Origin of the sequence: Legionella drancourtii LLAP12 (assembly GCF_000162755.2) — a bacterium.
GTDB classification, from domain to species: Bacteria; Pseudomonadota; Gammaproteobacteria; order Legionellales; family Legionellaceae; genus Legionella; species Legionella drancourtii.
On the sequence record NZ_JH413793.1, the window covers coordinates 85,649 to 110,768 of the forward strand.

Here is a 25,120-nt window from a genome sequence, read left to right on the forward strand (position 1 = left end):
AATAACAAAATAACGGTATCTTAGCCGAGTACTTTTTACTTTGGAGTTACTTATGCTAAGAAAAATAAGTTTTGGTTTATTATGTATAGCTGCGTCATTAAGCACCAGTTCATACGCTTTAGAAAATAATATCATGCTACAGCAAGGTGTTACCATTGAGTACGAATTACCTCCAAATCAACCACAGATTTTCTCTAATTACATGTTCTGGACCATTGAAGCCAATTGCAAAATGATCACTGAAGATGAAAATGATGACCTACATGTTGTCGCCTTAGCGAGAAAAGGAAAAGTTAATGATGTTCCTTTATCAACAGGTCAATCGCTGCAAATTACAATCCATCCCAATGAGAACCTAAAAATCAGCGCCGATTCGGGTGCCAAAGTTCAAATTACTAACTTGGGCCAACATATGGTTAAAGCAAGCTGCTCGACTTAAAATCCTGAGCCTCCAAGGCCATTAAGTTAACATGAGTAGTAGATAAAAAATCAGAACAGAGCTTATCCCTTCTCGCTCCGTTCGGTCTGAGGCAAAGCAAGGTTTTACTCGCTTTCTTATCCAAAACTGGCTTAAATTAATGTGAGTTCTACATAAGAAATCGAGAAACCTCTTAACTTTACAGCGATGGCTTCACAGCCCAACCAGCCCAAATCATCGCTATGCCACTTAATGCTCACGCGTTGCGAGGAATTTAATTTTTGGATACCGCTCTTCAGCCATAGCTAAATTAACGCGAGTTGGTGCAAGATACATCAAAGCCTCACTACCATCTAAAGCTAAATAATCATAAGCTTTCGTACGAAACTCCATCATCGCTTTATCATCTTCAGCATAAACCCAACGCGCACAAGCCACACTGACGGATTCATAAATACAATCCACTTTATATTCATGCTTTAAACGATGCGCAACCACATCAAACTGCAATATCCCCACCGCACCCAAGATTAACTGATTACTATTTAAAGGCCTAAATACTTGGGTTGCTCCCTCTTCAGATAACTCAATTAATCCTTTTAACAAAGCTTTACTTTTCAGCGGATCTTTTAAACGCACTAAACGAAACAATTCGGGCGCAAAATTAGGGATCCCTGTAAACTTTAATTGCTCGCCTTGGGTAAAGGTATCACCAATACGGATGGTGCCATGGTTATGCAAACCAATAATATCACCCGCTAAAGCAATTTCTGTATGCGACCGATCGCCGGCCATAAAAGTTAAAGCATTGGCAATCTGTACTTCTTTTCCAATGCGCAAATGACTTAATTTCATACCTTTTTTGTAAGCCCCAGAACACACCCGCAAAAAAGCAATTCTATCTCGATGCTTGGGATCCATATTCGCCTGGATTTTAAACACAAATCCAGAAAATGCCTCTTCACTAGCTAATACGGTTCGTTCTTGAGCCAAGCGCGATTGCGGTCCTGGTGCATAACGCACATAGTCATCTAATAATTCTTTAATACCAAAATTGTTAATCGCTGAGCCAAAATAAACCGGAGTCATTTTGCCCGCTAAATATTCATCCAAATCAAACTCATGCGATGCACCTTTCACTAACTCAATCTCATCACGTAATTCCTGGGCGCTATCCCCTAACAGTTCATCTAATTGAGGGTTATCCAAACCTTTAATTTGTATCGCATCTTGCTTTTGCGCATTCTTACCCGGCTCATATAAGTAAACAATGTCTTCATAGCGATGGTAAATACCTTTAAAACGTTTCCCCATGCCGACTGGCCAGGTGACTGGCGCACATTTAATCCCGAGCACTGATTCAACTTCGTCAAGTAAATCGATGGGTTCGCGTCCTTCACGGTCTAATTTATTAATAAATGTCATGATCGGAGTGTCACGCAAGCGACATACTTCCATTAATTTAACGGTACGATCCTCTACCCCTTTAGCCACGTCAATAACCATTAAAGCAGAATCCACCGCCGTTAATGTGCGATAAGTGTCCTCAGAGAAATCCTCGTGACCTGGCGTATCTAATAGATTCATAACATGTTGGTTATGAACAAATTGCATTACCGAGGTGGTAATTGAGATTCCACGCTCTTTCTCCATCTCCATCCAATCAGAAGTAGCATGCCTATCAGCCTTGCGCCCTTTCACCGTACCGGCTAATTGAATAGCGCCTCCGAATAAAAGTAGCTTTTCAGTAACGGTTGTTTTCCCTGCATCCGGATGAGAAATAATCGCAAAAGTGCGACGTGTATTAAAATCCTGATAAAAATCAGACATGAAGTTCTCTAAATAAATATAGTGTTTAACATAGAGTGAATTTTAAGGCATTCCTGGGTAAATACAAGTGGCCTAGAGTCTATCATTCGGAATGAAGCAGGTTAGGCGATGCCGCATAACCTGCTGAACGTCATATATGGAGAAGAAATCGGAACAGAGCATTAACTACAATATTAAGGCCTGTTGCCATTTCGCTGGCTTGAGCAAAGAAAGTAGAAATAGCAACCGATCGCTATAAATGACAACCAATGCCGTCATATCCGATAACTTGGCATGATTTATAAGCTGTTTGGTCTAATCGATAACGAACCGCTCCATAAGACACAAGAATACCGCCATCTTTAGCCTTAATAACATGCGGATTTTGATAGCTCACCGCAGATTCACAACCTACATGATTTTGTATCCACACAGCACCATTAGCATAAACACGGTTTTTACCCGGTATTAAGCCATTTTTTCCACATTCTTTGATTGCTAGATTATCTAACTTAGGCGCAGAAAACATCACATCATAGTATGCTAAGGCTGCTTTAACTGCATTTTCTGCATCCAAAATACCATGGCCACAAGGTTTTCTACCAATACAGGATTTATTGGGATCCTCATTAATACCAAACTCATGGGTCGTTGTATAAAGTATTTGCTCAATTTGTTCTGGAGTTAAAGTTTTATCACTGGCTGAGAAAATTAATCCAGCCACGCCTGCAACATGAGGTGTGGCCATACTCGTTCCTTGATAATAATCAAATCCAGAACCATTATACCCACCACCAGGATTTACGGTGGATAAGATTCCGCCCCAAATCCCATAACGCTTATCGCCCCCAGGCGCCGCCAAAGTAATACTGGGCCCATAGTTAGAGAAATAAGAACGCAGTCCCTCAGGACCTGTAGAAGCTACTTTAATTGTACCATTACAGATTCCGGGCGCATTAAAATGTTCCCAAAGATTATCATTCCCGGCAGCAACCGCAAGAACAGCTCCTTTTTTGCGCGCAAAAAAGACCGCCTCTTGCAAAGCCTGATCACAATAATCAACTTCATCTTTTGGCCCCCGATCCACACCAAAGCTCATGTTTAACACTTTAGCTGGATGAATATTAGTGGGGACACCAGGGACATCAGCACCGACAGACCAATAAATAGCGTTTATTACCGCGCTTTCGTAAAACATGCCAGATGCACCAGGAATTTTGATCGGCAATACTTTTAAGTCTTCACCCATACCACTCATGACGCTGCCATAACCCGCGATCGTTCCCGCAACATGGGTTCCATGATAAGATTTTGTCTCATCTCTTATATCATTATTATTGGCGGCAAAATTCCAGCCCCACACATTACCTTCACTATCTTTTACGAGGTTATTAATTAAGCTGTCGTTTAAGCTAATGCCAGTATCTAATACGGCAATGACCACCGGTTTTTTAGCCAAACCAGTAGTATAAGCCCAAGCACCATCTCGTGAACCAGGCTTAGATTCCAGCATCACACCTGCGGGACGTGCAAATTCATCCCATTGACTTTCGTGACTGAGCAAATCAACTGTCGTACTTTGCAGCGCCGGATCAGGAACCGGTATAAAATGCCCAACTCGGTCTTTAACCGCATAAAGTACATCTGGATTTTTACGAAGCCGCGCTAAAACCAGAGCAGTAAGATCTTCATCACCTTCCTTCACGGATGCCGTAGCGGGGGCATGTAAAATTAACGAATAGGCACCATTAGCCATGGGATTTATTTCTTGAACCGGCAATTGGGCAAACTGCGTTATTTGTGCTTTTAATGCAGCACTATTTTTCATTTGCTGCTTGTATTTAATGATAATTCGCATTGTATCTTGACTGGGAATAGCAAAAGCACCCTGGGCCATCGATAAAAGCCCCAAACCTAAAATTCCTGATTTAAAATGCATACATCAATCTCCTTATTAATTCCCAAAAACTGATAAAACGCAATCCAGTATGCAATAAGATAAATTGCAACACAAGGACAACACTCTTCGCTTAATATGAGAAATAAACAACTGTAATGTATTCAAATTAATAAAACCCCCAATAGATATTTCTTTATTATTAATACAAAACAAAACCTAATGCTCTTTAACTGCCCTGTATACAGCCATTGTTTGCGCAGCGCAGCGTGCCCACGAAAATTGAGCTGCTCTTAAATGGCCGTGTACAATTGCATTTTTTCGCCACTCATCATCGACTAGCCCCTGCTGCAACAGTTGTGACCAGGCATCAACATCCTGCGGCGCCGCCATTAACGCAGCGTCTCCAGCAACTTCTGGCAGTGTCGAACTATTAGAACAGATAACCGGTACTCCAGAACTCATCGCCTCAAGAACCGGCAAACCAAACCCCTCATACAACGATGGAAAGGCAAATAATCGCGCGCCCGCATATAAAACAGGCAAATGCTCCGCAGGAGTAAAACCTAAATAATTTACCCAACCACTGCGTTTTGCCTTATCAATACGTTGATGTATGGCTTCGCTACGCCATCCCTCATATCCGGAAAGAACAAGCGGAAAACGCTGCCGTAATGCCAATGGTAATTGTTCATAAGCATCCATTAACGTCATTAGATTTTTTCTTGGCTCAATGGTACCGGCAAAAAAAGTGTATTGATTATGCTGCAAGCCATAATGCGATAGAATTGGCATAGCTTCACGTTCACTATAAGGTCTAAATTCTTCGCTTGCGGCTAAAGGGACTGTAAAAATTTTATCAAGAGGGTATGAAAAATAACTGGCTAACTCTTGACGAATATATTCGGCATCAACAATTAACGCATCCGCAGTCTTCAGTGTTTTCGGTGTTTCTTTTTGTGCATATTTCACGCGTTGAGGCGGATGACACTCAGGCCAGGTAAAGGGTGATAAATCATGAAAGGTTGCAATTTTTTTTCCCGCAAAAGGTGGAACAAAAAAATTAGGGCCGTGATATAAATGATCTTCTTTGCCTTTTAATATCTGTTTTTTTAACTTCGGCATAAGCAAACGATATACCTCGGTTACCAAGCGGCTTTTTTGCAGCAAACGTTTGAGTTTATGTTGCTGATTAGAATGTTCTCCTGCTGTCGGTAAATCCTTAATAAAATCGGTTCCCGTAAAATAAAGCAAGGATTCAACATCAGAGTGCAAGGACAGATGGCGCGCTAACTCCCAGGTATAACGCCCAATACCCGTTAAGGGAAAACGTATAGGTTCTACAGACAAAATTAATTTCATGCTTCAATCATCCAATGCAGTGTCTCGTGTAACGTTTTGCCAGGCAAATCACCAATCAAGTCAAATAGTTTAAAATTATTTCCACACAGTGTCTTAACTTCATTCGTACGTACAAAAGCAGGGTTAACACGGATTTCTATTTGATGCTGCGTAACTTGTCGACAATAATCGATGATTTCGCGCAAACTATGGGTTTTCCCGGAGCAAACATTAACAATGTGGCCAAAGGCATTGTGCTCGAGCAAACGACGATAGGCAGAAACGACAACACGTACATCACTAAAATCGCGCCACACATCAATATTTCCAAGCTCAATAGAAGCTTCTTTACGACGAAAGTGAGAAATAATTTTGGGCAGAAAAAATTGCTCCGCCTGACCAACCCCGGTGTAATTAAAAGGCCGGGTAATAATAATGGGTAATTTGGTCATCCAAAGCTTTGCCATATACTCCATTGCTAATTTGCTGACGGCATAATCGTTGGCGGGATTAGGCCGCGTATCTTCATCCTGTACGCCCTCAGCAACATTGCCATAGACATTGGCACTACTTGCCAGCAATACCCCTTTCACCGGGAGCTGCATTGCGGCTAATCCTGCAAGCAAATTGCGAGTCCCCTGTACATTAATCTGATAAAAGGCATTGGCATCACTATGTGCCACAAAAGCAAGTGCGGCAAGATGAATCACATAATCCGGCTGCACCGCATCTAATACGGTCTTAACTGCCAAGGGATTGCACAGATCTGCCTGAAAATAATGTTCGTCTTTACTCGGCGAGGAACCAAGGCCGTAGACCTGATACCCTGCTTGCTGCATTTCCTGAGCCATATAACGACCAGTAAATCCATGTGACCCGGTAATTAATACACGGGGTGATGTTTGTGTCTGCATAAGATATTCCATTTAAAACCAGGCTTTGTTTCATTAGATCGCGATAAAACTAAATTAAAAATTACATCCCATAAAAGCTAAGCAGCATTCGCGATAACCGCTGTGCAACCTTTGGATATAAGTGCTCTTCACGCCAGTTAGCAGCCCGCTCTTCCTGTTCAATTATCGCAGGTGAGCGATGTTGAATATGTCGCATCATTTCCGCAATGCCTTCAGCAATTTGTTCTGATGTTGTGCCTGCTAACTTAGTTACAGCAGGGCCAACGTCATCAAAAATGGCTAATGGGGTCACAAGCACCGGTTTCTTACTCGCGATACCATAGCGAACTGCGGCACTAGATGACTCTCCGGTTTCTTGGTACGGATAAATAAGGACATCCGCTGCATTTAACAAATCTAAACATTCTAAATCAGTCAAAAAATCGGTATGAAGCGTAATAAAATCTCCCGCCTCTAATTGCTCAATTGTTTCTTTTGCTTGTTGAATAAGCGTCGTTGAATCAATATGAGGATACTCCGCATTGATCATTTTAAGTCGCAGCGAACAACCTTGGCGATGCAACGATACAACAGCGGCGATCAATTCAAGAAGCCCTTTATGAGGCAAGAAAAAGCCATAGCTTGCGATGACAAACTCTTCATTTTTTGCAATAGCAACAGCGTCAGCTGCTAACTTGGCTTGATAATCAATGATACCATGTGGAAAAAGACAAACATTATTGATCAATCCTAACTGCTTTAACCGATTCATATCGGCAGGCGCATGCACCAGTATTCTTGTGCAACGCGCAAGTGCATCTTTAATGTTCACTAATGCTTTTTGTGGATGCTGTATTGGATCTATCGTGGAATGAAGTGTGACAATAATCTGCCGACCTAATTTCACTTGCTTATTTACAAATTCAGAAAAATGCTCAAATTCAAAAAAATAATAATTAAATTGAATCACAAGCGTATCAATATGATGTAAATCAATTTGCGCGTCTAACAAGCTCAAGTTATCTTGTTCACCGGCATTCCAACAGCGAACAACCGCATGACTATCAGTGGTAACAAGGTCTGTGGTTCGATTTGCAAAGATAACCGTATCCAATGAGAAATGTTTTACTAAATGACCAGAATAAGCAGCAATACCACAACGCGCATTCCAGGTTGAAATCCAACCCACTCGTGGTTCTGGTACATTAACTATTTTTGCCAACGAAGCAGGGAGTGCTACAAGCCTCTTAACGACATCTTCCCAGCGAAATTTTGACAAAAGTAAGTCTCTACCCTTTGTTGCCCGCTGCGTTCTTAGCTCGGGGGCAGTAGCATACACAGCGCACATTATTTTTGCTAAGTCGGCTATTTTTGGCTTTGCCCAAACAGATGAAAAGATATTAAAATGAGTATCTGCACGCTCAAAATCATAATCAACCAGCCAAGCTGTTTTTGCATTACAAAAATCAAGCTGCCCACCCCAGGCGGTGGTAATAACAGGTAAATTGGAAAGCATAGCTTCCGCCATTGGCAAACCAAACCCCTCAGCTTTACTGGGAGCAACTAAGACGTGACATTGCTCATACAAAGCTTTAAGTTCCGCATCAGTCAAATCCCCCATAATTAGATGAACATCAGGGTAATTCGGATTTATTTGTTGCGCTTCTGCTAACCAAGAATCAACTTTATTATGTGGATTTGCAAAGGTTTTAATAATTAAAGTTACATCATCTGCAGATGTAAACGCTTGGCCATAAGCCTCCAGTAACTCTTTTACCCCTTTTCTAGGAAAACATGAGGATACATGCAAAAATCGAAAGGATTTTCCGCTAACAATATAGTCCTTATCGGCAACAATACGTTCCCAATGATCTACACCACATCCAGAAACTAACAGAGGAACAGTCACCCCATGCTCCAGCATGATTTTGCGCACATGTTCTGAAAGACAGGTCAACCCTTGTAAATACGAATTAAAATCATCAACCCAGTGCAAAGGAAATCCAGATTCCTCCCAAGCATAATGATGCAAGAAATTCCAGCGACTGTGCATATCAGCAACTCGGGGTGGATAGAGATTACGACTACTCACATCTGCGTCAAATGGTGCGATTTCTCGTTCTTTATAATATAACTGTGCTAGCTCGCTATTTTGCTCAAGAAAATGAGCATTCGGCGCAAAATCACCTGGCCCATCTGTCGAGTGCAATACAACTTGATGCCCAAGCGTCACCAATGCCCTTGCTGTCTCTCGATTAAGGAGTGCTAAGCTATAAGTACTATCAAAAGGACCTTCGACACGCCAAGTTATTGGCGCTGGCAAGGTCGAACCACGGGCGACTTTTTCTGCAGTCTGAATATTGCGCGCGATACAATTGGCAAGCACAATCAAATCTGTTTCAGTAAGAGTAAAGCCGGGCACCGTTATTGCAGCAATTGATGAAATTAAATTTTGGTAATTTTTTTCTCGATTAAGCACCTGTTCTTTCCAATTTTGCTTAATCTTAGAAGAGCAATCCACAGCAATAGCCTCAAAGCCTGCAAGAGCGGCTTTAGCACAGGCATCCCAAGAAAAAGTAGCTGAATGCGCCAATGCGTGCTGCCGCAAAGATTCTCGATATGCCGAATCAGTTAATACTTTTGCAATTTTTTCCGCAATATCAGCGGGATCTAAGGGGTCAAATAATGCATCCTCACGGCCTATTACCTCAGGAATACTGGTGACGCAAGAACCGATAGTCGGTGCACCACATGCCATGGCCTCCAAGGCTGGCAAACCAAATCCTTCATGCACAGATGGAAATACAAATACTTCACAGTATGAAAAAAGGGCGATTAATTCCGCATCGGAAATATAGCCTGTTAAAATCAACGAGTCACTAACGCCATATTTACGGGCGAGTTTTAAGAGCTTTTGTTGTTCAACATCCGCCCCTTTGCCAGCAAATACTAATTGATGTTTATTGCGTAACTCTAAGGGTAATAATGAAAATGCTTGTATTAAACGCTCTAAATTTTTCCGTGACTCAAGCGCGCCATTATACAGAGCATAAGGTAATGTAATCTTAAAGCGTAACAACAGCTCCTGCTTTGATTTTTCATCCATACTCGCAGGAAAAAAAATATCGGTATGTGCCGAAGAAATAGCGGTAATTTTCTTATCGTCCAAACCTAAGAGGTCAATCGCTTCCTTTTTCGCATAATTGGAAATTGCCAAAAGCAAATCGGCTCGCTTTAAGCTTTCAATTTTATCCATGTACCAATTCTTAACCCAAGCAAAGCCAAGATGAGCATCAGGATTAAACAGAGGAATTAAATCATATAAAATAACTGCTGTAGGTATTTTACACGAGCCAATACCTATCGAATGAGTCGCATTCACAGTTACTAGCGCCTTCAAATAGGCTGGTGATCAAAATTAAATCCGGATTAAGATCGACAAGAAAGTTTTCGCGTATTAGTTCTGCAACCTTTCTACGAGAAGAATTTTCAGGCACCTCCCATGATAAGTTCTTAGGTACATCAAAAGCAACTATGCGCTCTGGAGGTAAAACATCCTTAAACGCAAGCCGAATGTCATTAATTGCCGGCAATTGTAAATTAACAACAATAAAAATCTCATGTTCTTTAGCATTGCGTACAATGGCCTGAGTCAAAGCGGTAGAATATCGACCAATACCCCGGTTGCGACTCTCTGTTTGCGCCCCTTGTAGATCAATAACGATCCTCATTCAGCACCTCGTTTTGCAGTGGCTTTTTTTAAATCAGAAAAAATTTTCGCGGCTTTTACAGAGTAAAATTGGTTAACCGATTGGTGTTTAAGATCCAAGCCAATTAAATCATTTCTTTTAGTCAAAGCAAATAACCGATTACGAATCTTACTTTTTAACTTGGGATGCTTAGCTAATATTCTTATGAAGCCATATCGAAGCACGCGATTATCTAATACCACCTTACTTAAATAACAAATAAAATTAATTAAACGATGCCTTATTTCCGCCCCTACTCGCCACTCCACTTTCGCAGAATTTAAGCGCTCAAAAAATCTCTTTAGTAGACGAATTGGACGTGTAATTCGCCAAGAGGTGCTTGCTCTCATCGCATCAAGTTGGGCTCTATGAGTATGTTCAGCTTGTTGCAGTGACGCATTAAGCTCCACAATTTGGTGATTTAAATGGCGTGTAAAGGGATGCGATGCATAGCCACTTAATGCAAAGCCATCAAAAATGTTAGGTGCTATTTTAAAAAAATTGCCTAATTCAAGGTGTTCGTTAGAAATATAAAACCGATTAAGCCCATCAAAATAAGCAAATTGATATCCTTTTTGCAAAACCAAGAATTCCCATTCCTGATAAGACTCTTCCTGAGTATTCGGCTTGGTACTTTCAATCACTAAAATCCAAGGGCGAATGTCATCGGCAGTCCAGCTTTCAAGTACTGATTTTTCTAAACCTTCAACATCAATTTTTAACCAGTGAACCTCATCGGTTACCACTTGGTTAAATACCTCATCAAGGGTTATTAGCTGGACTTCAGCCTCTGTGCAGACAAAACCTGTGGTTTTATGCCGTAAGGCAATGTCTCTATTCGCCGTAGAAAGGCCGGTATCCGCAAATTCATACAAAACAATGGAACCAGGCTGATTACTCACCGCCACTTGCATGATAGTTTCACCTGGGCGCGCTTTTCGTAATTTGTCTGCATATTGTTGTGTCGGCTCGACATGTACACCACGCCAACCTTGTTCATAAAATACTTTACTCACCGAATCAATAAGGGGGTCTTGTGCCCCAACATCAATATAAAAACCATGCTTAATATGCTTTAATGCACGCCAAAGCATAATATCTTCAAAATTTTGCGCATAGGACACCATGCTCATTGCTGTAAAACTCCTATTTCAGGATCAAGCCATGCCACGCCAGCAAAATAAGGTTTATCTATATTCACCACATGGAACATCAATGCCAAATCACGCCACTCATAATTATTTACCAAATGCGTATCGGTACTTGCCAGTGCCGTTTGCACAGAGTAGCTTCCTGGGCCTAAATTCACATCAAAAACGAACTGATAGACAACACGTTGCTCCGGCAATAAATTCTCTAGTACTTTTTTCTTTAAATCAGTATTCGTACCATACACTACCTGCCCCAAACGATCTTTAATGCCATAGCCTAAGACAAGGCGTGGAATCTCAGCATACACCTGTACTTCAGCACATAATGTAACGCGCTGCCCCACATTAACGTATTCAACCCGTTTTCCATGCTGATCAAGCAAATAAATCTCTTTTACTTTTGCCTCACCGGTGCCTGAAATAGTTTGCACGTTCCCATCATCTGTTTTTATTTGCTCAATGTTTTGATTTTGTTTCTCGGCTAATAAAGCATTGTAATAATCCATAACAACTTCTGGCGCCCCTTCCATCTCGACCTTGCCTGCATTGAGCAAAATGGCCTTGTCACAAATACTTTGAATGGATTGCTTATCATGTGAAACAATCAACAAAGTAGTGCCTTGCTTATTATATTCGCGAATGCGAGCAAAGCTCTTGTGTTGAAAATAAGCATCGCCAACTGACAAAGCCTCATCAACAATTAACACATCAGGGCGCACAGCCGTGGCAACACTAAATGCCAAACGCATTTGCATACCGCTTGAATAAACCCGCACTGGCTGGTTTATATAGCTGCCTATTTCCGCAAAAGCCTCAATTTCAGGCATTAATTGCGTAATTTGCTCAATGGACATACCCAGCAGTTGCCCAGCCATATACACATTCTGCCGGCCGGTAAAATCAGGATGAAATCCCATCCCTAATTCCAGCATCGCCGCAACCTTTCCTTCAACATGTACATGGCCCATTGTCGGTTGCGTCGTACCAGTGATCATTTTGAGCAAGGTACTCTTACCCGCGCCGTTAATACCAATAATGCCTACAGCCTCACCAGGTTCTACTGTAAAAGAAACATTCTGTAAAACCCATTTCAAGCGATGCTTTGGCTTAGAGCAAGGGATCAGCCATTCAAACAAACGCGACCAACGCGTTGGATAATTCTTATAAGCCTTTGCTAAATTGTGAACAACAAGTCTACCCATTAAAGTTCATCCACCATCTCACCGGCATGCTTATGAAATAAACGCATACCAATCAAACAAAACATCAAACCAAGCACGGCAGCCGGTAATAAATTCAACCAATTAGGTAATTCGCCCTTAACCAAAATCGTTTGAGATGCCATCACTAGCCCGGCCACAGGGTTCAAAGCCATTAATCGATGCGCGTTTTCAGGTAAAATAGCTATCGGATAGACAATAGGCGTCAACCAAAACCAAAACTGCAGAAAAACACCAAAAAATTGCCCCACATCACGAAAAAATATATTCAAGATACCGAGCGTAATCCCTAATCCCACCGCAAAAACCACTAAAACCATAAGTACCGGAAATATGGCAAAATACACCCAGCCAGTAAAATTTCCACTGACTAATAAAAAAATCGTAAACAAACTAAAAATAATGGCAAAATTTAGCAAGGAATTGGCAACAACGGTTACAGGCAAACACAAACGAGGAAAATTAATTTTCTTTAATAAATTGGCATACTCAAGAAATACATTTTGGCCACGCCCAACAATCTCAGCAAACAAGCCCCAAGTCAGCACCCCCGCACATAGATAAATACTATAAGCATAACTTGTATCTATTCCCGGCAATTTAGCACGCATGACCTGTGAAAAAATCACCGTATAAACCACGATCATTGCCAACGGATTGATTATATTCCATGCTGCGCCTAACAGTGAGTTACGATATTTACTTTGGAATTCCCGCTTTACATTGCCAAGAATAAAGCCTCGATAGGCATACAGTAACTTAAGTGAAGACAACCGCATTGATGAATTACTCTTTAAAAATTTAATTGTGAATTTTCAGCAAGTTGCTGCTAAATAGCTCAGTTTTTGCTTTAGATTTAATGCGCCAGTTTAACATAGCCCCAATCTTTGATCTATATAAGTTTAAAGCTCTTCCCCCTCTCACTTGACTTATCCCTTAATAGCCATTTAGTATCATAATCTTTCGGTAAACAGAGTAAAATATTAACTATTTTGGCAAAAACTCGCGATGAATTTATTTGTCCATCGGCAATAGCTTTTATACGCGTCCATAAAGAATTGCATTTCGTTGCTCTGGATATATACCAATGAAAAAAATCTCCATAACAACACTGGATGTAGGAATTAAAAACAGTTTAATCCCCTACTTAAGCATCATTTTTCTATTAACGGCCTTAGGCAGTTGGCAAGCTTTTTTAACGCACAGTACCTGGCATATGGGTGATTGGCTAATCAATTACCAAGGCGGCTTTGTAAGAAGAGGATTCTTAGGTGAATTTATTTATCAACTTGCTAATTACACAACAATTAATCCAGGTTTTTATGTTTTTTAATCCAGGTTTTTTTAAATGGCTTCTTTTTATTCTTTTCTTTTTTATTATTAAAAAAACAAAAAACCTTATTGCCTTACCTACTCCTTATTTTTTCTCCTTTTTTATTTACTTTTCAAATAAATAGTTTTGATCAAATCGAAAGCCAGGGAGGCTATTTTAAGGAGGCGATTTATTGTTGCCTAGTGGCTTTTGTAGGTTGGTCTGCCGCAACCTATGAAGAAAAAACATTTACAACTCTATTCTATGTTATCCTGCTTTTCTATCCGCTAGCCATTTTAACCCATGAAGCCTTCGCGATTTTCCTGCCCATGCTGCTCATGATCTATTTAGCAAAAATAAAACTCAATGCAAAACGTGGTTGCATTATTATGAGTTTACTGAGCTTATCCGTAGTCAGTTTTGTTTTATGCTTGATATTTTCTGGTGATAAAACCCAAGTAATCGCGATTTATAACTCTTTACTGCCTAAATACCCTGTATCCACTTATGGTTCAATTGGTTGGCTGATGGTGCCTATGCAAACGGCCGTCAAACGCGTTTTACTTCAGATAAATTACAGCCATTATTTTAGAAATTACAGTTTGATTATCCTGTTATCCCTTCTTGCTTTTATCCCGCTTTTATCGCAATTAAAATTTATCTTTAAAAATAAATTGTCACGTTTGCTATTTTTGCTCTCATTAGCTGGCACGATACTTCTATGTTGCATCGCTATTGATTGGGGACGTTTTATTCGCATAATCCTGGTTACTTTATTTATTTTGTCATTAGTAGCCGGAGCATTAATGAATGAGGAAGATAAAACAACAAAGAGTATATCTATGCTATTTATTGCACTTAGCCTGGGATTTATTCTAATTTACGCCTTATTATGGCGTATCCCAAATTGTTGTAATTACCGCCCGCCAATATCTGGTTTTCAGAGCAATAATTTGCTGTGGTCTTATCCACCCTATAAGAAAATAATTAAGGCTATTATTCAAACAATTAATAAGGTATAGGGGCGATTGATGCAGCACAATTCTTTGAATAATTTGAAAATCCTATCATTATTATAAGCACGTTCAGGGATGATGGCTTGAGGATAAGCTCAGCGCTATGATCTGCAAGCCTTCTCATTGCTTCCGCAGCGTATTGAGCCCTTAGTGCATATTACGGATCATTATTGGCTGGATAATATTCCCTTATGTTATCTTTATGCGAATCATGCTTGCAAAGCCTCTTACCCGAGTAATGATCTACTGTTTGTTGAAAAAGCACTCGACAACTACGCTCGTTTTGAAATTTTAAGTCGCTGCGCTTGGCACATGGGCAAATTTCAACAAGGCCTAAAGGCAACAGAACAAGCGTTGCAGGCACAACCTGATACGCCGCATTTACTTAATAATTTAAAACTTTATCGAGAAAAAGTAGGGATGGACTATACTCAGTTGGCTTAATTGACATAAGCTGGGCGGTCAAGTTGAGGGAAAACGGCTTTTTGATACGCCCCCAAACCATTCGAGCGGCGGAAAAATTTATGCTGTCTCGAAGTTTTGCACCGCTTCGAGACAGCGCTAACGCGCTTCCTCAGCCCGAAATTAAATTCCTTAGCTTAAGCAATGAGCTTAATAACGATAATGATCGGGTTTATAAGGTCCTGCAACACCAACGCCTAAATACTTCGCTTGCTCATCAGTTAACTGAGTTAATTTGGCACCAATACGTCCCAGATGCAAACGAGCGACTTTCTCATCTAATAATTTAGGCAAGACATAAACTTGCTGGTCATAATTAGCCGCATGTTGGAATAATTCAATTTGCGCCAGCACCTGATTGGTAAACGATGCCGACATGACAAAACTAGGATGCCCTGTAGCACAACCTAAGTTAACCAAACGACCTTCTGCCAGAAGAATAATGCGTTTGCCATCAGGAAAAATTATATGGTCAACCTGAGGTTTAATATTTTCCCAAGAGTATTGTTTTAAGCTATGCACATCAATTTCTGAATCAAAATGACCAATATTGCATAAAATAACTTGATTACGCATGCGTTGCATATGCGCATGCGTTACAACATGGTAGTTACCTGTTGCCGTAACGACTATGTCCACTTGCTCTGCAACCTCATCAAGAGTGACTACACGGTATCCTTCCATCGCTGCTTGTAAAGCACAAATGGGATCAATTTCGGCGATGAATACTGTCGCACCCTGGCCACGTAAGGCTTGGGCACAACCTTTACCTACATCACCATAACCTAAAATCAACGCAATTTTACCCGCAATCATCACATCGGTAGCGCGTTTTAAACCATCTAATAAGGACTCTCGACAACCATAAAGATTATCAAATTTGGATTTAGTAACGGCATCATTCACATTAATCGCAGGAATTTTTAAATTCCCTTGTTTCGCCATTTCATATAAACGCGCGACACCGGTAGTTGTTTCTTCAGAAACCCCTTTAATTGCAGTCAATAATTCAGGGTGTTTTTGGTGAATGATTTGCGTTAAATCACCGCCATCATCCAATAATAGATTAGGAAACCAATTGCCTGGACCAGTTAGTGTTTGTTCCACGCACCACCAGTATTCTTCCTCAGTTTCCCCTTTCCAGGCAAACACAGGAATACCTTCAGCAGCAATAGCCGCTGCCGCATGATCTTGAGTAGAAAATATATTGCATGAGGACCAACGAACTTCGGCCCCTAAAGCAACTAAGGTTTCAATCAATACCGCAGTTTGAATGGTCATATGCAAACAGCCCGCAATACGCGCACCACGCAATGGCTTTGTAGCCCCAAACTCTTCGCGTAGGGCCATTAAGCCAGGCATCTCTGTTTCGGCAATCGCTATTTCTTTGCGTCCCCAGGAGGCCAATGACTTATCGGCTACTTTATAGTCTTGTGCCATACTGGCTTTAGTCCCTAATTCCATTTTTATATCCTTATCCTGTTTTATAATGCTTTCTGTAGTTCAGCAGCCTTATCTAAACGCTCCCAAGGGAATTGCTCTCGTCCATAATGTCCATAAGTCGCGGTTTCTTTGTAAATAGGACGCAGTAAATCATGGTGTTCAATAATACCTTGCGGTGTTAAATCAAAATGCGTATGAATTAACTCAATAATTTCACTATTTTTTAAACGACCAGTGCCAAAAGTTTCAACAAAAATAGACGTAGGCTCTGCAATGCCAATTGCATAAGAAACCTGAATTTCACATTTGTCGGCGATCCCGGCAGCTACTATATTTTTAGCGACATAACGTGCAGCATAAGCTGCTGAACGGTCTACTTTTGACGGATCTTTACCGGAGAAACAGCCTCCGCCATGTCGGGCCATGCCACCATAAGTATCAACAATAATTTTACGTCCTGTTAAACCGCAATCACCTAAAGGACCACCAATCACAAAACGACCTGTTGGATTAATAAAATAACGTGTTTTATCAGTTAACCATTCTGCAGGTAAGGTGGCTTTAATAATTTCTTCGCGTACGGCTTCGGTTAAGTCACTATGACTAATGTCTTCGGCGTGCTGAGTTGAAATAACGACCGTATCTACTTCAACGGGCATACCATGCTCATAGCGTAAAGTAACCTGGCTTTTTGCATCAGGACGTAACCAGGGTAAAGCACCTGATTTACGCAAACTGGCTTGTTTTTCCATTAAACGATGCGCATAAGCAATAGGTGCAGGCATGTATACATCCGTTTCACGGCTAGCGTAACCAAACATTAAACCTTGATCACCAGCACCTAAGATCTTGGTGGTTTCATTATCCACACCACGGGCGATGTCAGGAGATTGCTTGCCGATTGCCGAAAGTACGGCGCAAGATTCCCAGTCAAAACCCATTTGTGAACTATTGTAGCCAATATCTTTAACTACTTGCCTCGTTACGGCTTCGACATCAACCCAAGCTGTAGTCGTGATTTCACCACCAACCAGAACCATACCCGTTTTTACAAAAACCTCACAAGCAACCCGCGCACTGGGGTCTTGCATTAAAATTGCATCTAAAATTGCATCTGAAATTTGATCGGCAATTTTGTCCGGATGTCCTTCAGAAACCGATTCGGAAGTGAAGACATAGCTTTCATTCATTGATAAATCCTCTTTGTATTTATTGATAAAGTTTACTTCATCAACTTTATAAATTCATTAAAAATTAATTCTATATCATGAGGCCCAGGGCTTGCCTCTGGATGGCCTTGAAAACCTAATGCGGGTTTCTCTTTATGTCTGATTCCCTGTAAAGTATCATCAAAAAGCGAACGATGTGTCACCGTTAAACAAGTCGGCAAACTGTCTTCATCAACAGTAAAACCATGGTTTTGGCTGGTTATAAAAACGCGTTTTTTACCTTCTGTTTCAATCACCGGATGATTAGCTCCATGATGACCAAATTTCATTTTTTTGGTCACGCCGCCGCAAGCTAAAGCCAAAATCTGGAAGCCTAAACAAATACCAAATACAGGAATGTTATGCTCTAAAAACGCTTGGGTTGCACGAATAGCATAATCACAGGCTTGTGGATCACCTGGACCATTCGATAAAAACACACCATCAGGATTCATGGCTAAAACTTCTGTAGCGGAAGTTTGCGCCGGCACTATCGTTAAATGACAGCCTTTATCATATAAGATGCGTAAAATATTATGCTTTACACCAAAATCATAGGCCACAACATGAAATTGTTGTGGTTGAGAATCAGCCCCCCATTGACCTCGTCCTTCATGCCAACGTTCAGTAGTTTTTCGCGACACTTCTATGGCTAAATCGACACCTTGTAAACCTGCAAAAGATTTCGCTCTCGCTAAAACATGCTCTGGATCGTCGACATCGGTACTGATACATGCGCCAAGAGCACCATGGTCACGTAATCTTAAGGTTAAATCCCGCGTATCAATGCCGGCAATAGCAACCACACCATTTTTTCGGAGCCAATCTGAAAGCGAATGTTCTGCGCGATAATTACTGTGGGTTATCGCATTGTTGCGCATCACTAAACCTGCTGCCCAAACTTTATTAGACTCCATATCTTCGGAGGTACAACCGGTATTACCGACATGCGCTGTAGTTAGAGTAATAATTTGGCGGGTGTAAGAAGGGTCAGTGAGCATTTCCTGATAACCGGTTAAGGAGGTATTAAAAACCAGTTCACCAACACATTCACCAGTAGCTCCTACCGAGATACCTTCATACACTGTACCATCGGCTAACACTAAAATTGCTGGTTGATTCATTATGGACATACTCTATGTTGATCTGCTTTTTTAAACTAAGGCCTGGGTAATTTCCTTCTTCTGTTGCCAAGGCATCAAGCTAAGGAAAAATCCGCTGCCTACTTCCCGCGGAACGTAGGAATCAGCAATTTTACCTTTAGCTTAACGTCTATGCTCCATTGAGGGGAGAAGGCATTAGTTCAAAAAATACACATAAAAAAATAAATTGCGCAATTATAACGTACTTAGTTTAAAATTTCATGTCTTCAAAAAACTTTTTCACACCAGCAAACCAAGAACTGGTGCGCGGAGAGTGATTTGCTTTAGCATTTTCTAATGATTCATGCAGCTTGGTTAATAAATCTTTCTGTTCACGTGATAAATTAACAGGAGTTTCCACCACAACTTTACACAATAAGTCCCCTTGCCCATGTCCACGTACCGACTTCATTCCTTTACCACGCAAGCGGAATACTTTTCCAGTTTGGGTTTCATCAGGAATCTTTAATGTCACTCGACCCTCAAGGGTTGGCACTTCGATAGAACCGCCCATCGCCGCGGTGATAAAACTAATAGGAACTTCACAATGCAAATCATTGTCATCACGTTCGAATATGGCATGTTTTTTTACATTAATTTGCACATAAAGATCCCCTGGGCCGCCACCATGCATTCCAGCTTCGCCTTCACCACTTAAGCGCACACGATCACCATTATCAACGCCAGCAGGGATTTTAACCGTTAATTTTTTACTTTCACGGATACGGCCTTGGCCATGGCAACCAGAACATGGGTCAGTAATTATTTTTCCTTCACCATGACAGCTTGGACATGTTTGTTGAATCGAAAAAAATCCTTGCTGAATTCGCACTTGCCCCATGCCATTACAGGTTTCGCAATTCTTTGGATGGGTTCCTGGTTTTGCTCCAGAACCACTACAAATAGTACATATGCCTTGTCTAGGGACTGTAATCTCAACTTCTTTACCTAAAGCGGCTTCTTCTAAAGTTAAGGTCACGTTAAATTGTAAATCGGCACCGCGTTGGCCACGAGATTGCCGACCCGCACCACGACCGCCGGAAAAAATATTCTCAAAAATGTCTTCGAATACATCGCCAAAACCACCAAAACCACCGCCACCAGGGCCCCCTCTCATCGAAGGATCTACGCCAGCATGACCATATTGATCATAAGCAGCACGTTTTTGCTGGTCGGAGAGAATGCTGTAGGCATTTTGAATTTCTTTGAACTTTTCTTCTGCCGAGGAATCATCGGGATTACGATCTGGATGATACTTCATTGCCAGCTTACGATACGCTTTTTTAATTTCCGCATCACTCGCAGTTCGATTTACTTCTAAAAGCTCATAATAATCCCGCTGTTCCATAACTACTCACACTATTAAAAATTAATGAAAATACTTTTTATTGACACCATTACGTAAAATGCAGCCATAAGACCAACAATCGTGCCCTATTAGTGCATTATAGCCATATAATGCCCATTGTTGAACCCAGAGCCTAATCGCACTTTATATTGTCTACTCAATCAATCCAATATAGCTCCGTCCCGCGACATCAAGTTAAGGAGAAAAAGCCCATACATGCCATTCAGACCCGTTCAGGCTTATGCTGTCTCGAAGCCTCATGTCAAGGCTTCGAGACAGCGCTAAAGCGCTTCCTCCGCCCGAATGGATCGAGGGTAGATATGGCTAAGCTCCTTAACTTGACGTCTATGCGCACACAAGCGAGAATCCATCGAGCAAGCAGCATAATATACTCGGCATAAAGGAATCCCCGCCTGCGCGCGGGGAGGACAACGTTCCTAGTGTCATTAGGTCTCATGCGACCCAACTTACATGTACATTTATTCTTACTTCTTATCGTCTTTAACTTCTTCAAACTCAGCATCAACAACACCATCATCCGCTTTTGGCGCTTCATGGGCATGCTCTTGCTGTGCACCACCTTGTTGTGCTTGTCCTTCAGCTGCTTTTTTCGCATAAACACGCTCAGCCATCTTCGAAGAAGCTTCAGTTAAAACTTTCAGTTTGTCGTCGATTTGCGCTTTATCAGTACCTTGAATGGCTTCTTTTAATTCAACAATCGCAGTTTCAATGCCTTTTTTCTCATCTTCAGCAAGTTCCGCAGCTAAATCTTTCATTGATTTTTCACAGCTGTGAATCAAGCTATCTGCCTGATTGCGAAGCTCTGCCATTTCCTTAAACTTTTTATCCTCTTCCGCATGAGATTGCGCATCTTTTACCATTGCATTAACTTCTTCATCACTCAAACCACTAGATGCTTTAATCACAATAGATTGTGCCTTACCCGTTGCTTTATCGCGCGCAGAAACATTCAATATACCATTTGCATCAATATCAAAAGTCACTTCAATTTGTGGTACGCCACGTGGTGCAGGAGGAATATCTCCTAAATCAAATCGACCTAAAGATTTATTCGCTGATGCTTGCTCACGTTCACCTTGTAATACATGCACCGTTACAGCGGTTTGGTTATCATCTGCAGTAGAGAACACTTGATTCGCTTTCGTAGGAATCGTGGTATTTTTCTCAATAAGTTTTGTCATAATGCCCCCCATTGTTTCAATACCTAAAGACAATGGTGTCACGTCAAGCAAAAGAATATCTTTTACTTCACCAGACAATACAGCGGCTTGAATCGCAGCGCCTACAGCAACAGCTTCATCGGGATTCACGTCTTTACGTGGCTCTTTACCAAAAAACTCTTCGACAGTTTTTTGTACTAGAGGCATCCGTGTTTGACCACCAACCAAAATCACTTCATTAATTTGTGATACAGTCAATCCAGCGTCTTTTAATGCTGTTTTGCATGGCTCAACCGTACGCTCAACCAATTTCTCAACTAATGATTCTAACTTAGCCCGTGTCAGTTTGATGTTTAAGTGTTTTGGTCCAGAAGCATCTGCAGTAATATAAGGCAAATTCACATCTGTTTGTTGCGCTGAAGATAATTCAATTTTCGCTTTCTCAGCAGCTTCTTTCAAACGTTGTAACGCCAATGGATCATTATGCAAATCAATGCCGGAATCTTTCTTAAATTCAGCAGCCAAGTAATCAATTAACGCTAAGTCAAAGTCTTCACCACCTAAGAAGGTATCCCCATTCGTCGCTAACACTTCGAACTGGTGCTCACCATCAACTTCAGCAATTTCAATAATTGAAATATCGAACGTACCACCACCAAGGTCATAGACCGCAATGACTGAATCGCCACGTTTTTTGTCCATGCCATAAGCAAGCGCTGCCGCAGTAGGCTCGTTAATAATACGCTTGACTTCAAGACCGGCAATACGACCTGCATCTTTAGTTGCTTGACGTTGTGAATCGTTAAAGTAAGCAGGTACAGTAATTACCGCTTCTTTCACTTCTTCACCTAAATAATCTTCCGCAGTCTTTTTCATCTTACGTAAAACTTCGGCTGAAATTTGTGGTGGTGCTTTGTCGTTATTTTGTACTCGAACCCACGCATCGCCATTGTCTGCTTTGACAATTTTGTAGGGAACCATTTTAATGTCTTTTTGTACGACAGCATCATCAAAACGGCGACCGATTAATCGCTTAATCGCAAATAATGTTTTTTCAGGATTGGTTACTGATTGGCGTTTTGCAGCTTGACCAACTAAGATCTCACCATCGTCAGTATACGCTACAATGGAAGGAGTAGTACGATGCCCCTCACTGTTTTCAATTACCTTAGGTTTGTCGCCTTCCATTACCGCAACACATGAGTTGGTTGTACCTAAGTCGATTCCTATAATTTTTGCCATTCTTTTATTGCTCCAAATTAATAGTTTTTCTAGTGTGATGAATTTTATATGGGGCGTATTGCCCTAATTTCAACCCAATGCCAATTATTTTTTTGATACAATCACTCGTGCAGGCCTGATCACGCGATCATTTAATTTATATCCCTTCTGGAATACCGCAATTACAGTATTCGGCGCGGCACCTGGCGCATCCTGCATGGACATGGCTTCATGCTCTTGTGGATCAAAAGGCGCCCCCATAGGATCAATTTGTTGTACATCAAACTTTTGCAATACATCGACAAATAATTTCATCGTTAATTCCAAGCCTTCACGCATTGCCGCGTCTTCTTCTTTTACCGCCATTTGTAAAGCCTGCTCTAAACTATCCACTACCGGTAATAAAGAGCTCAGTAATTTCTCAGCGCCATAACGATGGGCATTGGCGATTTCACGCTCAGCCCGACGACGAACATTATCGAGCTCCGCCATAGCACGCACTGATTTTTCCCAGTTTTCATGTGCTTTTTGTTCGGCATGCGTTAACTGTTCGCTTAATTCCTTATAACTGGAATGTTCCAAGGATTCTTCTTGAAGAGTTGCTTCCTCATCGCCAACCACTGGCTCATCCACATTCATTGCCTCGTCAACATGCTCTTCTTGAGCCTGGTTTTCTTCTTTAAATCGCTGCCAATTTTTTTTATTGTGTTCGCTCATTCCAAATACTCCTGACTAACCTGAACTATGCAGATGGGGACAAGGTATTAAAATTTCAAGTGCTGTGTTTTAAAATCTCTGTATTGCAGTATCTGCTCATTTATTCCATACTTAGACACCAAAAAAATCACTTGGATTTATTATGCAAAAATGGTCGCCAAGTTCCTGGCTCCAACGCTCTTATTTGCAAGCTGCAACCTATGCTGATGAAGCACAATTAAAAAAAGTTGTCGAGCAATTGAGCTTATTACCGCCACTGGTTACCAGTAGTGAAATAAAACAATTAAAAAAAGAAATTGCCCGGGCTGGACGCGGTGAAACCTTTATTCTTCAAGGTGGGGATTGTGCGGAATCATTTAATGATTGTCGTGCGGAAATCATCAGCAATAAATTAAAAATTTTGCTGCAAATGAGTTTGATCTTGCTGCATGGTCTACGCAAACCAATTATTCGCGTTGGCCGTATTGCCGGACAGTATGCCAAACCACGCTCCTCAGACTTTGAAACAATTAATGGCATCACCTTACCAAGTTATCGGGGTGATCTGGTTAATTCGCCTGAGTTTACGCAAAAGGCCAGAGAACCAAATCCTAAGTTATTATTACAAGCCTATAACTGCTCTGCCATTACACTAAATTTCATTCGCTCATTATTAGACAGTGGTTTTGCAGATCTAAACCATCCTCATCGCTGGGATTTGAGCTTTGTCGAACATTCAATGCAAAAAGAAGAATATCAAGCTCTGGTTAAATCAATTGCTGATGCCTTAGATTTTTTAGTAACCATCGATGGCATACAATCCAGTAACTTATCCAAAGTTGATTTCTATACTTCTCATGAAGCATTGCATTTGCATTATGAACAAGCATTAACACGGCAAGCAGAAAATGGCTTGTGGTATAACTTATCCACCCACCTCCCCTGGATTGGCATGCGTACAGCACAAGTAGACAGTGCCCATTTAGAATTCATGCGTGGCGTACAAAATCCTTTAGGTATAAAAATTGGTCCTAGTGCAACCCCAGAATGGCTTGCAGAAGTATTGACTATTGCCAATCCGGAGCGTGAAGAAGGGCGCCTACTACTGTACACACGTCTGGGTGCGCAACACATCAATAAATTGCTACCGCCACTAATCGAAGCGGTGCAAAAAACCAAAATCCCAGTAACCTGGTCCTGTGATCCGATGCATGGCAACACGGAAACTACGGTTGATGGCATTAAGACACGTCACTTTGACAATATTCTTTTAGAATTACAACAAGCACTTGAAATTCATAGTAGCATGGGCAGTTACCTTGGCGGTGTTCACTTTGAATTAACTGGTGATAATGTGACTGAGTGTATTGGTGGTGCACGTGGCTTAGCTGCTAATGATCTGAAAAAAGCTTATCATAGCTTGGTTGATCCACGATTAAACTATGAACAATCAATTGAAATGGCTTTGCAATTGAGTCGACAATTTAGGGCTAGTTAAGGAAAAACACGCTTAAATGCCATCCAGACCCATTCGGGCTGAAAAGGCATTTACGAAGCTCGAACGGATCGAGGATAAACAAGGCGAAACAGCTTAACTTGAAGCATTCTCCCCA

General features: G+C 41.2%; 20 protein-coding genes. 5 read left to right on the top strand and 15 right to left on the bottom strand.

Going from position 1 to position 25,120, the window contains the following annotated elements; translation table 11 throughout:
* The first annotated feature begins 52 nt into the window (after positions 1–52).
* Positions 53–439, top strand: coding sequence for a hypothetical protein (locus LDG_RS00375; RefSeq protein ID WP_006869075.1), 387 nt, complete (start codon positions 53–55; stop codon positions 437–439).
* A 228-nt stretch (positions 440–667) separates the two neighbouring features.
* Here LDG_RS00375 and LDG_RS00380 read toward each other — a convergent pair whose 3' ends face one another.
* The 9 genes from LDG_RS00380 to LDG_RS00415 form a co-directional block, all read right to left on the bottom strand.
* Positions 668–2,248 (bottom strand): peptide chain release factor 3, encoded by a 1,581-nt coding sequence (locus tag LDG_RS00380; protein WP_006869076.1) that lies wholly within the window; start codon positions 2,246–2,248, stop codon positions 668–670.
* A 232-nt stretch (positions 2,249–2,480) separates the two neighbouring features.
* Positions 2,481–4,166: a S8 family serine peptidase gene (locus tag LDG_RS00385; RefSeq protein WP_006869077.1), complete on the bottom strand. Its 1,686-nt coding sequence runs from the start codon at positions 4,164–4,166 to the stop codon at positions 2,481–2,483.
* 177 nt (positions 4,167–4,343) lie between these two features.
* On the bottom strand, positions 4,344–5,486 hold the full coding sequence (locus tag LDG_RS00390) for a glycosyltransferase family 4 protein (RefSeq protein WP_006869078.1): 1,143 nt from the start codon (positions 5,484–5,486) through the stop codon (positions 4,344–4,346).
* Positions 5,483–6,379, bottom strand: coding sequence for an NAD-dependent epimerase/dehydratase family protein (locus LDG_RS00395; RefSeq protein ID WP_006869079.1), 897 nt, complete (start codon positions 6,377–6,379; stop codon positions 5,483–5,485). The genes LDG_RS00390 and LDG_RS00395 overlap by 4 nt, the downstream gene beginning before the upstream one ends.
* A 61-nt stretch (positions 6,380–6,440) precedes the next feature.
* Entirely contained in the window at positions 6,441–9,740 is a 3,300-nt protein-coding gene (locus LDG_RS00400; RefSeq protein WP_006869080.1) for a glycosyltransferase, read from the bottom strand.
* A complete protein-coding gene (locus LDG_RS18255) occupies positions 9,703–10,089 on the bottom strand; it encodes a glycosyltransferase family protein (RefSeq protein WP_006869081.1) in 387 nt (128 codons plus the stop codon). Before LDG_RS18255 ends, LDG_RS00400 begins: the two co-directional genes overlap by 38 nt.
* A complete protein-coding gene (locus LDG_RS00405; protein WP_006869082.1) occupies positions 10,086–11,240 on the bottom strand; it encodes an FkbM family methyltransferase in 1,155 nt (384 codons plus the stop codon). The genes LDG_RS18255 and LDG_RS00405 overlap by 4 nt, the downstream gene beginning before the upstream one ends.
* Positions 11,237–12,460, bottom strand: coding sequence for an ABC transporter ATP-binding protein (locus LDG_RS00410; RefSeq protein ID WP_006869083.1), 1,224 nt, complete (start codon positions 12,458–12,460; stop codon positions 11,237–11,239). The genes LDG_RS00405 and LDG_RS00410 overlap by 4 nt, the downstream gene beginning before the upstream one ends.
* Positions 12,460–13,257 (bottom strand): ABC transporter permease, encoded by a 798-nt coding sequence (locus LDG_RS00415; protein WP_006869084.1) that lies wholly within the window; start codon positions 13,255–13,257, stop codon positions 12,460–12,462. The genes LDG_RS00410 and LDG_RS00415 overlap by 1 nt, the downstream gene beginning before the upstream one ends.
* Positions 13,258–13,565: 308 nt before the next feature.
* On the opposite strand from LDG_RS00415, the gene LDG_RS00420 reads away from it, so the two are divergent.
* From LDG_RS00420 to LDG_RS00430, 3 genes are all read left to right on the top strand, one after another.
* Positions 13,566–13,811, top strand: coding sequence for a hypothetical protein (locus LDG_RS00420; protein WP_006869085.1), 246 nt, complete (start codon positions 13,566–13,568; stop codon positions 13,809–13,811).
* Positions 13,812–13,993: 182 nt separating this feature from the next.
* Positions 13,994–14,812 carry a hypothetical protein gene (locus tag LDG_RS00425; RefSeq protein WP_006869087.1) on the top strand — a complete coding sequence of 273 codons (819 nt, stop codon included), beginning with the start codon at positions 13,994–13,996 and terminating at the stop codon, positions 14,810–14,812.
* A 144-nt stretch (positions 14,813–14,956) separates the two neighbouring features.
* Positions 14,957–15,250, top strand: a complete 294-nt coding sequence (locus LDG_RS00430; protein WP_006869088.1) for a hypothetical protein — start codon at positions 14,957–14,959, stop codon at positions 15,248–15,250.
* 168 nt (positions 15,251–15,418) lie between these two features.
* On the opposite strand, the gene ahcY is transcribed toward LDG_RS00430, so the two are convergent.
* The 6 genes from ahcY to grpE all read right to left on the bottom strand — a co-directional run bounded on the left by ahcY (position 15,419) and on the right by grpE (position 23,528).
* Positions 15,419–16,732: an adenosylhomocysteinase gene (gene ahcY, locus LDG_RS00435; protein ID WP_006869089.1), complete on the bottom strand. Its 1,314-nt coding sequence runs from the start codon at positions 16,730–16,732 to the stop codon at positions 15,419–15,421.
* Between the two features lie 20 nt (positions 16,733–16,752).
* Positions 16,753–17,901 (bottom strand): methionine adenosyltransferase, encoded by a 1,149-nt coding sequence (gene metK / locus LDG_RS00440; RefSeq protein WP_006869090.1) that lies wholly within the window; start codon positions 17,899–17,901, stop codon positions 16,753–16,755.
* A 32-nt stretch (positions 17,902–17,933) separates the two neighbouring features.
* Positions 17,934–19,046 (bottom strand): glutamine-hydrolyzing carbamoyl-phosphate synthase small subunit, encoded by a 1,113-nt coding sequence (gene carA, locus LDG_RS00445; protein WP_040534062.1) that lies wholly within the window; start codon positions 19,044–19,046, stop codon positions 17,934–17,936.
* A 226-nt stretch (positions 19,047–19,272) separates the two neighbouring features.
* The gene (gene dnaJ / locus LDG_RS00450) at positions 19,273–20,409 is read right to left on the bottom strand and encodes a molecular chaperone DnaJ (RefSeq protein WP_006869092.1); all 1,137 of its coding nucleotides are present in this window, start codon (positions 20,407–20,409) and stop codon (positions 19,273–19,275) included.
* 485 nt (positions 20,410–20,894) lie between these two features.
* Complete coding sequence (dnaK, locus tag LDG_RS00455) at positions 20,895–22,832, bottom strand: molecular chaperone DnaK (protein ID WP_006869093.1); 1,938 nt, start codon at positions 22,830–22,832, stop codon at positions 20,895–20,897.
* An 84-nt stretch (positions 22,833–22,916) separates the two neighbouring features.
* Positions 22,917–23,528, bottom strand: coding sequence for a nucleotide exchange factor GrpE (gene grpE, locus LDG_RS00460; RefSeq protein ID WP_006869094.1), 612 nt, complete (start codon positions 23,526–23,528; stop codon positions 22,917–22,919).
* Between the two features lie 142 nt (positions 23,529–23,670).
* On the opposite strand from grpE, the gene LDG_RS00465 reads away from it, so the two are divergent.
* Entirely contained in the window at positions 23,671–25,005 is a 1,335-nt protein-coding gene (locus LDG_RS00465; protein ID WP_006869095.1) for a 3-deoxy-7-phosphoheptulonate synthase class II, read from the top strand.
* Positions 25,006–25,120: the final 115 nt, after the last annotated feature.